General features: G+C 78.6%; 14 protein-coding genes. 10 read left to right on the forward strand and 4 right to left on the reverse strand.

The annotated features are described in order from the left end of the window. Positions 1-179 precede the first annotated feature (179 nt). The 4 genes from ACI8AA_RS18150 to ACI8AA_RS18165 all read left to right on the forward strand — a co-directional run bounded on the left by ACI8AA_RS18150 (position 180) and on the right by ACI8AA_RS18165 (position 4,454). A complete protein-coding gene (locus ACI8AA_RS18150) occupies positions 180-1,103 on the forward strand; it encodes an SAF domain-containing protein (RefSeq protein ID WP_457045788.1) in 924 nt (307 codons plus the stop codon). Next, positions 1,103-2,398, forward strand: a complete 1,296-nt coding sequence (locus ACI8AA_RS18155) for an AAA family ATPase (RefSeq protein ID WP_457045789.1) — start codon at positions 1,103-1,105, stop codon at positions 2,396-2,398. The genes ACI8AA_RS18150 and ACI8AA_RS18155 overlap by 1 nt, the downstream gene beginning before the upstream one ends. Before the next feature lie 91 nt (positions 2,399-2,489). Continuing rightward, positions 2,490-3,872, forward strand: coding sequence for a WS/DGAT/MGAT family O-acyltransferase (locus tag ACI8AA_RS18160; protein ID WP_457045790.1), 1,383 nt, complete (start codon positions 2,490-2,492; stop codon positions 3,870-3,872). Positions 3,873-3,941: 69 nt separating this feature from the next. Beyond that, positions 3,942-4,454 (forward strand): DUF6912 family protein, encoded by a 513-nt coding sequence (locus tag ACI8AA_RS18165; RefSeq protein WP_457045791.1) that lies wholly within the window; start codon positions 3,942-3,944, stop codon positions 4,452-4,454. Between the two features lie 8 nt (positions 4,455-4,462). Here the strand turns inward: ACI8AA_RS18165 and ACI8AA_RS18170 are convergent, their stop codons facing one another. After that, positions 4,463-8,584, reverse strand: coding sequence for an FtsK/SpoIIIE domain-containing protein (locus ACI8AA_RS18170; protein WP_457045792.1), 4,122 nt, complete (start codon positions 8,582-8,584; stop codon positions 4,463-4,465). Positions 8,585-8,738: 154 nt separating this feature from the next. On the opposite strand from ACI8AA_RS18170, the gene ACI8AA_RS18175 reads away from it, so the two are divergent. Then, the gene (locus ACI8AA_RS18175; RefSeq protein ID WP_457045793.1) at positions 8,739-9,032 is read left to right on the forward strand and encodes a WXG100 family type VII secretion target; all 294 of its coding nucleotides are present in this window, start codon (positions 8,739-8,741) and stop codon (positions 9,030-9,032) included. Positions 9,033-9,039: 7 nt separating this feature from the next. On the opposite strand, the gene ACI8AA_RS18180 is transcribed toward ACI8AA_RS18175, so the two are convergent. Further along, the gene (locus ACI8AA_RS18180) at positions 9,040-9,954 is read right to left on the reverse strand and encodes an HTTM domain-containing protein (protein WP_457045794.1); all 915 of its coding nucleotides are present in this window, start codon (positions 9,952-9,954) and stop codon (positions 9,040-9,042) included. Next, the gene (locus ACI8AA_RS18185; RefSeq protein WP_457045795.1) at positions 9,951-10,439 is read right to left on the reverse strand and encodes a hypothetical protein; all 489 of its coding nucleotides are present in this window, start codon (positions 10,437-10,439) and stop codon (positions 9,951-9,953) included. Before ACI8AA_RS18185 ends, ACI8AA_RS18180 begins: the two co-directional genes overlap by 4 nt. A 141-nt stretch (positions 10,440-10,580) precedes the next feature. Between ACI8AA_RS18185 and ACI8AA_RS18190 the strand changes: the two genes are divergently transcribed. Then, positions 10,581-11,090: a MaoC family dehydratase gene (locus ACI8AA_RS18190; RefSeq protein WP_457045796.1), complete on the forward strand. Its 510-nt coding sequence runs from the start codon at positions 10,581-10,583 to the stop codon at positions 11,088-11,090. 24 nt (positions 11,091-11,114) lie between these two features. Here ACI8AA_RS18190 and ACI8AA_RS18195 read toward each other — a convergent pair whose 3' ends face one another. After that, positions 11,115-11,543, reverse strand: a complete 429-nt coding sequence (locus ACI8AA_RS18195) for an NUDIX hydrolase (protein ID WP_457045797.1) — start codon at positions 11,541-11,543, stop codon at positions 11,115-11,117. Positions 11,544-11,660: 117 nt separating this feature from the next. Here ACI8AA_RS18195 and ACI8AA_RS18200 point away from each other — a divergent pair, with 117 nt between their 5' ends. From ACI8AA_RS18200 to ACI8AA_RS18215, 4 genes are all read left to right on the forward strand, one after another. Continuing rightward, positions 11,661-12,284, forward strand: coding sequence for a DUF6758 family protein (locus ACI8AA_RS18200; RefSeq protein WP_457045798.1), 624 nt, complete (start codon positions 11,661-11,663; stop codon positions 12,282-12,284). Positions 12,285-12,408: 124 nt separating this feature from the next. After that, on the forward strand, positions 12,409-12,573 hold the full coding sequence (locus ACI8AA_RS18205; RefSeq protein WP_456929373.1) for a hypothetical protein: 165 nt from the start codon (positions 12,409-12,411) through the stop codon (positions 12,571-12,573). Between the two features lie 7 nt (positions 12,574-12,580). Next, positions 12,581-13,207, forward strand: a complete 627-nt coding sequence (locus tag ACI8AA_RS18210; protein WP_457045799.1) for a PH domain-containing protein — start codon at positions 12,581-12,583, stop codon at positions 13,205-13,207. A gap of 35 nt (positions 13,208-13,242) precedes the next feature. Next, entirely contained in the window at positions 13,243-14,100 is an 858-nt protein-coding gene (locus ACI8AA_RS18215) for a PHP domain-containing protein (RefSeq protein WP_457045800.1), read from the forward strand. Positions 14,101-14,115 lie beyond the last annotated feature (15 nt).

Here is a 14,115-nt window from a genome sequence, read left to right on the forward strand (position 1 = left end):
GAACGCACTCACCCGCACGCTTCCCGTCCACACCCGAACGTGTGGACAACCGGTGCACGCATCGGCGTCCGTACCGCATCATCTGCGTCCGACCGAGCCTCGCCGTGCCGGTCGGGACGGACACCCGCCGGTGGGCGGGCCGCCGGGGGAGCCCCGGCCAGCGGAGGGAGGAGCGCCCGGTGAGCGCTGCCACGCGCACGGTGCCGGCGGGTCCCGCCGCGGAGGCCCCGGCCGGGCCGGTGCCCCGCCGGGTGCGGCCGCCCCGCTGGCTGGACCTGCGCCTGGTGCTCGGCGTGCTGCTCGTCCTGGGCTCGGTGCTGCTGGGCGCCCGCGTGCTCACCGCCGCCGACGCGACCGTGCCGGTGTGGTCGGTGACCGCCGACCTCGCCACGGGCACCGTGCTCGGCCCCGAGGACCTGGCCGCCGTCGACGTCCGGCTCGGCGACGCCGCCGGCGCCTACCTCTCCACCGGCACCGACCCCGCGGGCCGGACCCTCGCCCGGGCGGTCCGGGCCGGCGAGCTGCTGCCGCGGACCGTGCTGGAGGAGCCGGAGGACCTGGTGCAGGTGGCGCTGCCGGTCCAGGCCGGCTACGTGCCGCCGGGCCTGGCCCGCGGCTCGGTCGTGGACGTCTACGGCGTCACCGACCCGGCGGGCACCACGACGGGGGAGGGCGTCGTGCTCGTGGTCGGCTCGGCGCCGGTGCAGGCGGTCAGCGGCCGGGCGGAGGGCGTCCTCTCGACGACGACCACGACCGTGCAGGTGGTGCTCGGCGTGCCCGCCGACGAGGCGCCCGACGTGCTGGCCGCGATCGGCGGCCGGCCGCTGGTGGTCGTGGTGCACGGTTCCGTCGAGGACGCCGGCGCGCCCGCGGTGTCCCGGTCGCCGGCCGCTCCGCCGTCGTCGGCCCCGACCTCCTCGCCGACGCCGACCTCCTCGCCGGCCCCGACCTCCTCGCCCGCACCGGCGACCTCGGCGCCCGCCCCGGCTCCGGCGCCCGTGCCCGTCCCACCGGTGCAGCCCGCGCCCGCGCCGGTGGAGCCCGTGGCCCCGCCGGTCGCCGTCGACCCCGCGGCGGGTGTCCCCGCCGCGCCCGCCGCCTGATGGCGCTGCAGGTCGTCACCGCGGTCACCGGCGCGCCGTGGGAGGCGGCGCTGGTCGGGGCGCTCGACCGCGCCGACCACGGCGTCACCGTCGTGCGGCGCTGCGTCGACGCCTCGGACCTGCTGGCCACCGCGGCCACCGGCACCGCCCAGGCCGCACTGCTCTCGGCCGACCTGCACCGGCTCGACGGTGACGCCGTCGCCCGGCTGACCGCCGCGGGGGTCGCCGTCGTCGGGCTCGCCGACCCCGCGGACGAGCGCGCCGGCGACCGGCTGCGCGCCCTCGGCGTGGGGACGGTGCTGCCGGCCGACGCCCCGGCCGAGGACGTCGTGCGCGCGCTGCGGGACGCCGTCGCGGGCGGGTCGGCCGCCGGGCGCGACGTGGCCGACCCGCGCGCGGCGCTGCCCGCCCCGGCGCTGCCCGGACCGGACCCGGAGGAACAGCGGCCCCCGCGCGGCCGGGTCGTGGCGGTCTGGGGACCGACCGGCGCGCCCGGCCGGACCACCGTCGCGGTCGGGCTCGCCGACGAGGCCGCCCGGCTCGGCGTCCCCACGCTGCTGGTCGACGCCGACGTCTACGGCGGCGTGGTCGCCCAGGTGCTCGGGCTGCTCGACGAGTCGCCGGGCCTGGCCGGGGCGGCGCGGCAGGCCGCGGCCGGCACGCTCGACGGCGCCGCGCTCACCCGGCTGGCCTGGTCGGTCCGCCCGCACCTGGCCGTGCTGACCGGGCTGGCGCGCGCCGACCGCTGGCCCGAGCTGCGGCCCGCTGCGGTCGCCGCGGTGCTCACGGAGGCGCGGCGGGCCGCCGACCTGGTCGTCGTCGACTGCGCGTTCAACCTCGAGGAGGACGAGGAGCTGTCCTTCGACACGGCCGCGCCCCGGCGCAACGGCGCCACGGTGACCGTGCTCGAGTCCGCCGACGACGTCCTCTGCGTCAGCGGCGCCGACCCGGTGGCCCTGCAGCGCACCATCCGCGCCCTCGGCCAGCTGCGCGACCTGCTGCCGGAGGTGGAGCCGGCGATCGTGGTCAACCAGGTGCGCCGCGGGCCGGTGCCCGGGGACCCGCGCGAGGAGATCGCGGGCGCGCTCGAGCGCTTCGCCGGCCGCGCGGTCCGCGCGTTCCTGCCGGCCGACCGCCGCGCCACCGACGCCGCCCTGGCCTCCGGCCGGACGCTCGCCGAGGTGGCGCCCGGTTCCCCGCTGCGCGTCGCCCTGCGGTCGCTGGCCGCCGGGCTCGCGCGGGTGCCCGAGCCCGCCGCGGGCCGGCGCGGCCGCGCGCGCCGGAGGGCCGGGTGACGCCGCCGTCCCGGTCCGGCGGCCACCCGTCCGGCGGGTGTGCCGGCCTCCGTCCGCGACGTACGGTGGGCTCCCGATCCGGAGGAGGACGATGGCCGAGCGGCTGAGCACCCTGGACGCGTCGTTCCTCTACCTGGAGGACGACGGGGTGCCGATCCACGTGGCCGGGGTGCTGGTCCTCGAGCCGGTCGAGGGCGGTCTCGACACCCTCGCCGAGCTGGTCGAGGCGCGGCTGCCGCTGGTGCCGCGCTACCGGCAGCGGATCGTTCCGGTGCCGGGCCACCTGGCCAACCCGGTGTGGGCCGACGACCCCGACTTCGACGTCGCCTACCACGTCCGGCGGTCGGCGGTGCCGCGTCCGGGCACCGAGGCGCAGCTGCTCGACCTGGTCTCCCGGGTGACCTCGCGCCCGCTGGACCGCGGTCGGCCGCTGTGGGAGGTCTACCTGGTCGAGGGCCTGTCCGGTGGCCGGGTCGCGGTGGTCACCAAGACCCACCCGGCGCTGGTCGACGGCCTGGGTGCCGTCGACATCGCGCAGGTCCTGCTCGACCCCTCGCCGGACGCTCCGGTCCCGGCGGCCGACGACTGGGCGCCGCGGCGGGTGCCCGGGCGGGTCGAGCTGGTCCGCGACGCGCTCGGGGAGTACGTGCAGCGCCCGACGGCGGTGCTGGAGACCGCGCGGTCGGCGGTCGGTGACCTGCGGTCCACCGCGGCCCGGGTGCGGGGCGTGGCCGGCGGGCTGGTGCGGGCGGCCCGCTCGGCGGTCGTCCCGGCCCCGCACGGACCGCTCGCCCGCACGCTGGGCAACCAGCGGCGGGTCGCCGTCGCGCGCGCCGACCTCGAGGACCTCAAGGCGATCCGCAAGGCGCACGGCGGCACGATCAACGACGTCCTGCTGACCGTGCTCAGCGGCGCCCTGCGCGACTGGCTGCTGTCCCGCGGCGAGCCGGTGCTCGGCTCGACCGCCGTCCGCGCGCTGGTGCCGGTGTCGGTGCAGGGGGAGGACCAGGACGCGCCGGGCAGCAGCGTGGCGGCCTACCTGGTCGACCTGCCCGTCGGGGAGCCCAACCCGTGGGTGCGGCTGGCCCGCCTCAGCTACGCGATGCGCGGGGTGACCGGCTCGGGCCGCTCGGTGCGCGCCGACACGCTCGTCGCGCTGACCGGCTTCGCCCCGCCCACGCTGCACGCGCTGGGGGCGCGCGCCGCCCGGGGGCTGTCGCGGCGGATGTTCAACCTCGTCGTCACCAACGTCCCGGGCCCGCAGGTGCCGCTGTACGCCGCCGGCAGCCGGATGCTCGAGGTGTTCCCCGTGGTCCCGCTGGTCGGCGGGCAGGGCCTGGCGGTCGGCATGACCAGCTACGACGGGCACGTCCACGTCGGGCTCAACGCCGACCGGGACGGCGTCGGGGACGTGGACGTCCTGGCCGACCTCGTCGAGCAGGAGGTCGGGGCGCTCGCCGACTCCGTGCGCTGACCCGGCGGCGGACCCGCGCCGGGAGGTGCGGGATACGGTCGCCTTCCCCGACAGGAGAGGAGCGGCCGGGTGCGGATCTACCTGCCGGCGACGACGAGCGTCCTGCGGACGCTCGTGGACGAGGGCCGGCTGAGCGGGCCGCATACCGGCTTCGCCGTCACCCCGGGGCTGCGCGACCACTACGCGCTCAGCGACGCCGCGGCCGACGTCGAGGAGCTGGAGTACGCGGCGCTGCTCGCCGCCGCCCGGGCCAGCCTGCGGCTGGTCGACGTCGACCCCACGGCCGCCCGCCGCCGGGTCGTGCTCGCCGCCGACGTGCCCGACGGCTCGGTCACCGAGATCGACGACCCGGACACCGACCCCGGCGCGGTGCGGGTGACCGCCGACGTGGCGCTCGCCGACGTGGCCAGCGCGCACGTCGACGGAGCCGAGGCCGAGGAGGACGTGCGCGCCGCGGTCGCCGTGGTGCTCGAGGCCGACCTCGGCAGCGAGGAGGCGCAGTTCGTCGTCGACCAGGCCGAGGGGCACGAGCTGGCCTGGTACGCCACGCAGGAGATCGGGCCGGCGCTCGACCTGCTCTGACCGGCCGGTCACGGCCGCTCCGGCCGGGCGCGGGCGACCTGGACCCGTTGCGCGGTCCCGGCGGTGACCAGCCAGCCCGACCCCGGCCGGACCGGCACCGGGGTCCGGGGCAGCCGGGTGCCCAGGAGTTCGGCGTCGCCGGGGCCCGGGCACAGCAGCAGCCCGCTGCGGCCGCGGCGCAGCTCGGCGACCGGGCCGCGGAAGGCGGGGGACAGCTCACCGGCCGTCCCGGTGGCGAGCACCAGCACCTCGCCGCCGGAGCGGTCGCCGCCGGCCAGTGCGGTGCCGACCGGTGAGTCGGCGAGCGTCCCGGCGTCGTCCAGCAGCACCGCGCCCGGGCGCCCGGCCAGGCGCGCGGACCACGCCCGCCAGCCGGGGACGTCGTCGGGGGAGAGCGCCGGCAGCCCGTCCGGTGCCGGCCGGCCGCCCCGCGCCACGCGCAGGACGGGGACGCCGGCCGCCGTCAGCGTCGCGCCGAGCGCCGCCAGCGTGCTGGTCCGGCCGCTGCCGGGCGGGCCGACGACGAGCAGCCCGCCGGCGCGCAGCAGGTCGACGGTGAGCACGCCGCCCTCGTCGCCGCCGGGTCCCAGCGGCACCCGGCGGAGCAGGTCGGTGTCCTCCCCGGCCGGCGGCTGCACCGGCGGCGGGTCCGGCGGCAGCTCGGGGACGACCAGCGGCCCGGCGCCCGGTGGGGCGGCCGGCGCGGTGCGGCGCAGCGGCCGGGGGAGTGCGACCTGGCACTCGAGCGCCTCCTCGCCCAACAGCGCCCGGCCCGGCGGGCGGGCGCCGGGCACCGCGCGGACCGGCACCCCGGCCACGGCGTAGTCGGCGCGGTCGGGCAGCGGGAGGACCAGGCGGGTCCCCACGGCCGCGGCCAGCCGGCCCCCGGGGACGGCGCGGTCGGCGGTCAGGACGCAGGTGAGCCTGGCCGCGCCGCCGTCGCGGACCAGCCGGAGGAACTCGGCCGCGCCCTGCCCGGGGACCGCCTCGTCCAGCTGCGCCAGCAGGGCGTCCACGCCGTCGACCAGGAGCAGGACGGCCGGGGCGTCCGCACGTCCTGAGGCCCGGCGCCCGGCGACCTCCCCGGCCAGCCGGGACACCAGCCGGACGGTGCGCAGCGCGTCGGTCGCGCCGACCACGGTCCCGGTGTGCGGCAGGCCCGCGGCCTCGGCGGCCAGCGCCCCCCCGGCGTGGTCGAGGACGTGCACGTGCAGCCGGCCGGGGGACAGCCGCTCCACGGCCTCGGCCAGCACGGTCCGCAGCAGGGTGGTGCGGCCGCTGCCGGGACCGCCCACGGCCAGCCAGCCGCCGCCGCGGTCGAGGTCGAGCAGCAGCGGCTCCCGCGCCTGCCGCTCGGGGCGGTCGACGACACCCAGCACCAGCCGCGTCGGCGGCCCGTCCGCGCCGGGGAGGTCGGTGGTGCTCAGCCGCTCGGGGAGCGCCGGCTGCCAGGGCCGGTGCGGCCGCCGCACGCCCACCGCCGCGGCGTGGCCGGTGGTGGCCGCGGTGACCCGGGCGAGGTCGGTGGGGCCCAGGGGCGTCCCGGGCGCGGTCCGCGCCGGGGGCGCCGGCCAGGACCAGCGGGTCACCGTCGGGCCGGCGGCCGCCGCCGCGGGGCCGAGGGCCACCCGTGCCGCCTGGAACGGGACCGGGCGCCCGCTGCCGGTGCGCAGGTACCCGCGGCCGGGACGGTCGGCCGGCACCGACGCGGCGACCCCGCTGCCGAGCACGTCGCGCGAGTCGGCCTCGTCGGTGGTGCGCAGGCACAGCCGCATCGAGCAGTTGGCCCGGATCTCGGGGGACACCACCCCGCCGGGGCGCTGGGTCGCGAGCACCAGGTGCACGCCGAGCGAGCGGCCCCGCTGGGCGATGCCTACCAGGCCCGCGACGAACTCCGGCAGCTCCTCGGCCAGGCCCGCGAACTCGTCGACGACGATCACCAGCCGCGCCAGCTCGACCTCCGGCGGGAGCGCCGCGAGGTCGGGGACCCCGGCCGCGGCCAGCAGCGCCTCGCGGCGGGAGAGCTCCGCCGTCAGCGACCGCAGCGCCCGGGCGGTGGCCGCGCCGTCCAGGTCGGTCACCAGGCCGACGGTGTGCGGCAGCGCCACGGCCTCGGCGAAGGCGGCGCCGCCCTTGTAGTCGACCAGCAGGAACGAGCACCGGTCGGGCGGGTGCGCCAGCGCGAGCCCGGCGACCAGCGTCTGCAGCAGCTCGGACTTGCCCGACCCGGTCGTCCCCGCGACCAGGGCGTGCGGTCCGTCCCGCACCAGGTCGACCTCGGCGACCCCGTCCCCGGTCACGCCCAGCCGCGCGGTGAGCGACGACCGCGTGGCCGACCAGCCGACCGGCACCTCCCCGGCGGCCCCGTCCCGGCCGTCCGCGAGCAGGTCGAGCAGGCGCACCGTGCCCGGCAGCCCCGCAGCCCGCCGGGCGGGTGCCAGGGGAGCGAGGTCGCGGGCCAGCCGCGCCGCGGCGGCGAGGGGCAGGCGGTCGACGGCGACGTCGACCGGGCGCGCGCCGTCGCCGAGCCCGAGCCCGAGCCGCCCGGTGTCGCCGGTCTCGCCCCCGACCTCGAGGACGGCCGGGACGCAGCCGCCGAGGTCCTCGCCGCGGCGGGCGAGCGCCAGCAGCACCGCACCCCGCTCGCGGTACCGGCGCAGGAGCTCGGCGAGCGCCGGGTCGACCGGCCGGTCGACGACGAGGACCGGCGTCCCCGCGGCGTCCCCGCACCCGTCGGCCGGGCCGGCCGGCCACGAGGACAGCGCCGCGTCCGCTCCGGACCCCGGGAGACCGGCCGAGACCGCGCCGGCCGGCAGGTGCGGCAGCCACCGCGCCCAGGCCCAGTCGGCCGCACGCCCGGCGGAGGCGAGGACCGCCAGGTCGACCTCGCCGGGCGCGGACAGGGCGACCAGCTGCGCCAGCAGCCCCCGCACCACCCCCAGCGCGGGTTCTCGCGGGCCGGTCACGGCGAGGCCTCCGGTGCGGCGCAGGTCGACGGTCACCGGCAGGTCGGCCGCGGGTTCCGGCACCCTCCGGCCCGCCTCGACGCGGACCACCCGCGTGGGACCCGCGCCGGTCCCCACCCGCACGGTCAACGCCGCCGGGTCCCCGGCGCCGCGGGACCACAGCAGGGTGGTCCGCCGGCGCGCCGCGGCGGTCAGGGCCGCCAGGTCGGGAACGGCGGCCCGCGCCGTCCGGACGTCGGCCCGGACCGCCTCCGCCAGCCGGGCGCGGGCCTCCCGCACCTCCCCGGCGTGCGCCGCGGCGGCCCGCCGGCCGGTGCGCGACCCGCTCCACCGGTCCGACGCCCAGCTGCCCACCGCCACCAGCGGGCCCAGCAGCGCGAAGAACAGGAAGGTGGGCGCCGACAGCACCAGCGCGAGCGTGACCCCGGCGACCGCCGGCAGCACGACGGCCACCCAGCCCAGCCGGCGCCGCGGTGCGGCCGCGGGCGGGTCCGGCCACGCCACCTCCACCTCCGGGCGGTGCGCGGACGGCGGGACGCCCGCGCGGAGGAGTCGGCGGCCACCCGGCCCGGGCCGCAGCCCCGCGCGGCCGTCCCGCGGGCCGGTGACGGTGACCGAGCTGGCGCCCAGCCGCAGCACCGCGCCGGGGGGCCACGGGTGCGCGGCGCCGTCGAGGTCGGCGTCGTCGAGCCGGCTGCCGTTGGTCGAGCCGAGGTCGGTCACGGTGAGGCCACCGGCGCCGACGTCCAGCGCGACGTGCCGGCGGGAGACCCCCGGATCGGGGAGGGACAGCGTGGCGCCGGCGCCGCGTCCGAGCACGTGCCGGCCGGTGGCCAGCGGGACGGCGGTGCCCGCGGCGGGCCCGCCGACCACGTGCAGCTCCAGAGGGCTGGCGGCCGGCTCGCCGGCCCGGGGGACCGGGCGGCCCAGGCCCAGGACCGCGCCGTGGAGCAGGCGTTCGTCGGTCAGGAGGAGGTCCCCGGGCAGCCGGGTGCTGCCGGACCACAGGCCCGTCGCCGCGGCGCCCAGAGCGGCGGCCAGCGGGGTCAGCACGGCGTCGAGCCGGGCGTCGTCGGGAGCGCGGACCTCGACGTCGACGGCGCCCTCGGCGCCGACCAGCGTCCAGCAGCGGGCCTCGGCGCCGGCGGGGAGGGGAGCGGACACGGGCGCGACGCTCCCGGCGGCGGGGTCGCCGCGGGGCCGGCCGGCCCGGGGTGTGGACGGGGCCGGGGCTGTGGACGGCCCGGGCGCCTCCGGGGCCGGTCCGGCCTAGCGTCCGCAGCCACCCGGGAGGGACCCGGGACGGACAGGAGGAGCCATGAGGATCGACATCGGGACGCTGCAGTCGATGGCCGGGCGGTGCCAGGCCGAGGCGGCCGAGACCGCCGCGCGTCACGCGACGCTGTCGAGCACGGTCACGAGCTCGGTGCTCGACGGCTGGACCGACAGCCAGGCCGCGGTGCAGTTCACCGCGCTCTACGAGCAGTGGCGGGTCTCGGCCCAGGGGGTGAGCGACGCGCTCACCGGCATGGGCGGGCTGCTCACCGCGGTCGCCGCGTCCTACCAGCAGCACGAGGCGGACGTGGCCGCCCGCATCGGGGCGCTGATCTGACGCCGGGTCAGCCGGGTGGTGCCGCGGCGGACAGCGCGGCGGCCCGCCCGGGCTGCAGCCGTCGGCGCACCGCGGCGAGGGCCTCGGGCGCCCGCTCCCACGGCAGGATCGACAGGATCGCCACGCAGTGCGGCAGGAAGATGATCCGCAGCCCGCCGAACACCATCAGGTGGAAGCCGAGCAGGAACACCACCAGGGCGACGCGGGCCCGGTCGGACCGGACCAGCAGCATCAGCGGCGCGGCGAACTCGAACACCAGCATCACCCACTGCACGGCCACGAGCAGGCCGGGGACGTCGAGCGTCCAGTCCGACAGGGCGGTGCCGCGGCGGATCACCGCCCGGGTGATGGTCGAGCCGGTCGCCCAGTCCCAGCCGCCGAAGCGCATCTTCGCCCAGGCGGCGAGGAAGTAGGTGAGCATCACCGTCACCATCACCGCGGCCATCGCCCAACCGGCCGCCTCGGAGCGGCGGCGGTCGCGCCAGCGGACCCGGCCGATGGTGGGCAGCACGGCGAGCGCGACGAGGTAGGCGATGCGGTCGTGGTCGACCTTGCCGTAGCTCATCGCGATGACCATCCACTCGAGGTACAGCACGAACACGGCCGTGCCGAGCAGACGGGGCGCGCGACCGGTGGCCGCGGCGAGGGCGGTGAGGACCAGCGCCCACTGCACGACGTGGACGACCGTCGACGTCGGCGTGGGCAGGTGCAGCACGCGGGCGATCTCGAGGGGCTGGTACCAGACGGTCGGCACCTCGGCGTGGGCGCGCACCCACGCGGTGGTGAGGAAGACGTCGACCGGCACGAACAGGTAGGCGATGGTGCGGAACACCGCGATGCGGGCCAGCGGGACCGGGCGGGTCCAGAAGCCGCGCAGGCCACGGACCGCGGACACGAGGGAGGTGACCGGGGAGGGGCTCACGCGCCGGCCCCCAGGTCCTGGCCGACGAGGACGCGGTCGGTCCACGCGCCGGTCGGCTGCCCGTCGGCGAGCTCGAAGTGCCGCTGCACCACCTGCACCTCGACGAGGTCGGGGGCGTCCGGGTGCCGGCGCGCGTAGGTCTCGGCGAGCGTCACCAGCAGTGCCGGGTCGTCGACCAGCCGGGGGAGCTGCCCCTCGAACTCGGCCCGGCGCAGCCCCACCTCGCCGCCGGACAGGCGCACCTCCTCGCCCTCACCGGTCAGGCCGACGACGCGGGTGGAGACCACCGGCGCGTCCACCTCGGCGCGGGTCGAGTACATCTTGAACGGGCCGAACGGGAACGAGGCGTCGGTGCCCCAGACCGTCCCGGCGAGCAGCAGCGCGAGGACGGCCAGGGAGGCGGCGAGGCGGACGCGGCGCCCGCCGCTGGAGAGCCTGACGACGTCCGCCTCCGCGGGGTCGCCGGCGCGGGACGGCTGGACCACCCGGGCATCGTAGGATCGGCGCCCGTCCAGATGGGTCACCGACGCCGCGTGGTGGGCAACTGGCCTGCCCGGCCCGGGACGGCCCCTGCCCGCGCTCGACGTCGGCACCGTCCACCGCACGACGACGTCGGAGGAGCGCACATGCAGTTCGGTCGGTACTACGAGGAGTTCGAGGTCGGTGCGGTCTACAAGCACTGGCCCGGGAAGACCGTCACCGAGTACGACGACCACCTGTTCTGCCTCATCACGATGAACCACCACCCGCTGCACCTGGACAGCCACTACGCGGCGGAGACCACGGACTTCGGCAAGAACGTCGTCGTCGGCAACTACGTCTACTCGCTGCTGCTCGGCATGAGCGTGCCCGACGTGTCGGGCAAGGCCATCGCCAACCTGGAGATCGAGTCGCTGCGGCACGTGGCGCCGACCTTCCACGGCGACACCGTCTACGGCGAGACCACCGTCCTGGACAAGACCGAGTCGAAGTCCAAGGACGACCGCGGCGTCGTGTACGTCGAGACGATCGGCTACAAGCAGGACGGCACCGTCGTGTGCGTCTTCCGGCGCAAGGTCATGGTGCCCAAGCGCTCCTACGGCGAGGCCCGCGGCGGCGAGCAGCCCGGCCGCCCGGAGCCCACGCCGCGCTCCTGAGCGGACGGGGCGCCGCCGGACCGGTCAGGACGGCAGCGCGCCCCAGCCGCGCAGCGTCGCGACCAGCCCCGGTGTGCAGGCCAGCCGGCCGAGGTCGGCGGCGCCGGCCCAGGTGACCGCGTCGGCGTCGTCGCCCGGGACCGGCGCCGCAGCCGGGTCCTCGGGGGTGCAGGCGAAGTCCACGACGTCGTAGACGACGCCGTCGCCGGGGATGGTCACCCGGCCGACCTCCGCGCCGACCCGGACCGCCAGCCCGGTCTCCTCGCGCACCTCACGGGCGACCGCCGCGGTCAGCGTCTCGCCCGGCTCCACCCGCCCGCCGGGCACCGACCACAGCCCCCGGCCGGGGGCGTTGCGCCGGCGGACCAGCAGCAGCCGGCCCGCCCCGTCGAGGACCACGGCGCCGACGCAGGCCTGCACCGGCAGCCGGTCGCCGGGGGAGTCGGGAGCCACGGCGGCAGGCTACGGCCGGGCCCGCGGCGGGGGTCGCGGCCGGGAACGCGGCGAGGCGGGACGGCGCCGTCCGCCTGCGCTTGACGTCAGCCCCGAGTGACAGGACGGTGTCTTGCGATGAGCGCCTCCCCGGTCTGTCCCCGCTGTGGCGAACCACTGGTGGTGCGCCCCGGGGACTCGGCGGTGGCCTGGTGCCACGTGCACGGCGCGGTCACCCCGCTGCACCACACCACGCTCATCGCCCACGACGCGATCGCGGCGGTGACCGCCGACGCCCGGGTGCCGGCGTGGGTGCCCGACCCGGTGCCGCCGGGCTGGTCGGTGACCGGCCTGGCCTGGGGCGGGGAGCCCGGGGCGCGGGCGATCGTCGTCGGCTGCGCCGGCCCGGCACCGCTGGGCGGGTCGGCGGAGCTGGTCCTGGTCGCCGAGGAGCCGGGCATGGGCGTGGGCTGCGGCTACGCCGGCCTGCCGGGCCTGGACCCCGGCGGCGTCATCACCGGCCCGTCGTCGGCGTCGGTGGAGGCCGCCGGCCAGCACGCGCCGCTGTGGGCGGTGCCCACCTCCGACGACCGGGCCGCCTTCGTCGGCGAGGCGTTCGGCGTGTGGCTGTGGCTGGTGATGTGGCCGATGTCGGCGGCCTGGCTGCTGGCCGAGGAGATGCGCCTGCTCGATCTGCGGGAACGGCTCTACCCGGATCTCCCGCTCGGCCCGCCCAGCGAGCACCTGCTGCCGGGGGACTGACCCGTCCGTCCGCCGCCCGGCGTGTCCCGGCGGAGGGTGGTGGGGCCTGTGTTACCCATGGGGCCGGCCTCCGGGCCGACCCGCGCGGGCACGTCGTCCGCCGGTCCGAGCGGATCCCCCGGGGGTGGCGGTGAACCTGAAGAAGGTGCTCGTCTGGCTGGCGGTGGCCTTCGTCGTGTTCTACGTCATCCAGCGCCCCGAGGCCTCGGCCGACGTGGTGCGCAGCGCCGGGGAGGCGCTCGGCAGCGCCGCGTCGTCGATCGCGGCCTTCGTCGGCTCGCTCGTCTGACCCCGCCGTGAGCGGCCCGGCCGGCGGCCGCCCGCCGCGGTGGGCCAAGGACGCCGCCAAGTACCTGCTCCCCGGCGAGCAGGCGGTCGTGGCGACCCGCCGGCACTGGGCGGTGCTGCTCTGGCCGGGCGTGAAGGCGGTCGCCGTCCTGCTCGTGGGGCTGTGGGTGCTCACCCTCGACCCGGACAACCGGGTCAGCGCGGGCGTCGGCCTGCTCGTCGTCGTCGGCGCCCTCGGTTGGTTCGCGCTGCGGGCCGGCGAGTGGTGGATGCGGCACTTCATCGTCACCCGCCGCCGCGTGCTGCTGACCTCGGGGATCGTCGCGCGCACGGTCAGCCTGCTGCCCCTCCGCCGGATCACCGACCTGACCTGGAAGGAGACCGTCCCCGGCCAGCTGCTGGGCTACGGCACCTTCCGGTTCGAGTCGGCCGGCTCGCAGCAGGCGCTGTCGCAGATCACCTTCCTGCCGCGCGCGGACCTGCTCTACCGGGAGGTCAGCGAGCTGCTGTTCGGCAGCGACGGCGGGGGTGCCGCGGCCGGCGACGACGAGGGCAACCCGGACGACGGGCGGCGCCCCGCCGCGGCGCCGCCCCGGCAGGACACCCAGCCGATCCCGCGCCTGCCGGGGGCCTGAGCAGCGCGCGCTCGTCTGGGGGAGGCTGGACGCCGATGCGCATCGACCTGCACTCCCACTCGTCGGTCTCCGACGGCACCGACACCCCGGCGGAGCTCGTGGCCGCCGCCCGCGCCGCCGGCCTCGACGTCGTCGCGCTCACCGACCACGACACCACCGACGGGTGGGCGCAGGCCGCCGCGGCGCGGCCGGAGGGGCTGACCGTCGTCCCGGGGCTGGAGCTGTCCGCGCGCTGGTTCCCCGCCGAGGGGCGGCCGGTCAGCGTGCACCTGCTGGCCTACCTGTTCGACCCCGGGCACCCCGAGCTGGCCGGCGAGCTGCGGCGGCTGCGCGAGGAGCGGCTGACCCGCGGCCAGCGGATGGTCGCCGCGCTCGCCGCGGCCGGCTACCCGGTGGAGTGGCAGCGGGTCCTGGACGCCAGCGGCGGCGCGGTGGTGGGCCGCCCGCACGTGGCCCGGGCGCTGGTCGAGGCGGGCGTCGTCGCGTCGGTCGAGGCGGCCTTCACCACGCTGCTGCACCAGGGCGGGCCGTACCACGTGACCAAGGCCGACACCGACGTGCTGGAGGGGATCCGGCTGGTCCGGGCGGCCGGTGGCGTGCCGGTGTTCGCCCACGGCCTGGCCACCCGCCGCGGCCGGGTGGTCGACGACGCCGCGATCGCCGCGATGGCCGACGCCGGGCTGGTCGGGCTGGAGGTCGACCACCCCGACCACGACCCGGCCCAGCGCGAGCACCTGCGCGGCCTGGCCGCCGACCTCGGGCTGCTGGTCACCGGGTCCAGCGACCACCACGGCGCGAACAAGGCGACGCCGCTGGGCGCGTGCACCACCGACCCGGAGCAGTACGAGGCGCTGGTGGCCGCGTCCACCAGCAGCGTGCCCCTGGCCGGCTGAGGCGCCGCCGCCGGT

Source organism: Geodermatophilus sp. SYSU D01180, assembly GCF_054050415.1.

Coding starts and splice junctions, on each gene's coding strand:
- ACI8AA_RS18190 (WP_457045796.1), top strand. CDS start 10,581: ATGCAGTTCGGTCGGTACTACGAGGAGTTCGAGGTCGGTGCGGTCTAC.
- ACI8AA_RS18175 (WP_457045793.1), top strand. CDS start 8,739: ATGAGGATCGACATCGGGACGCTGCAGTCGATGGCCGGGCGGTGCCAG.
- ACI8AA_RS18200 (WP_457045798.1), top strand. CDS start 11,661: ATGAGCGCCTCCCCGGTCTGTCCCCGCTGTGGCGAACCACTGGTGGTG.
- ACI8AA_RS18155 (WP_457045789.1), top strand. CDS start 1,103: ATGGCGCTGCAGGTCGTCACCGCGGTCACCGGCGCGCCGTGGGAGGCG.
- ACI8AA_RS18215 (WP_457045800.1), top strand. CDS start 13,243: ATGCGCATCGACCTGCACTCCCACTCGTCGGTCTCCGACGGCACCGAC.
- ACI8AA_RS18160 (WP_457045790.1), top strand. CDS start 2,490: ATGGCCGAGCGGCTGAGCACCCTGGACGCGTCGTTCCTCTACCTGGAG.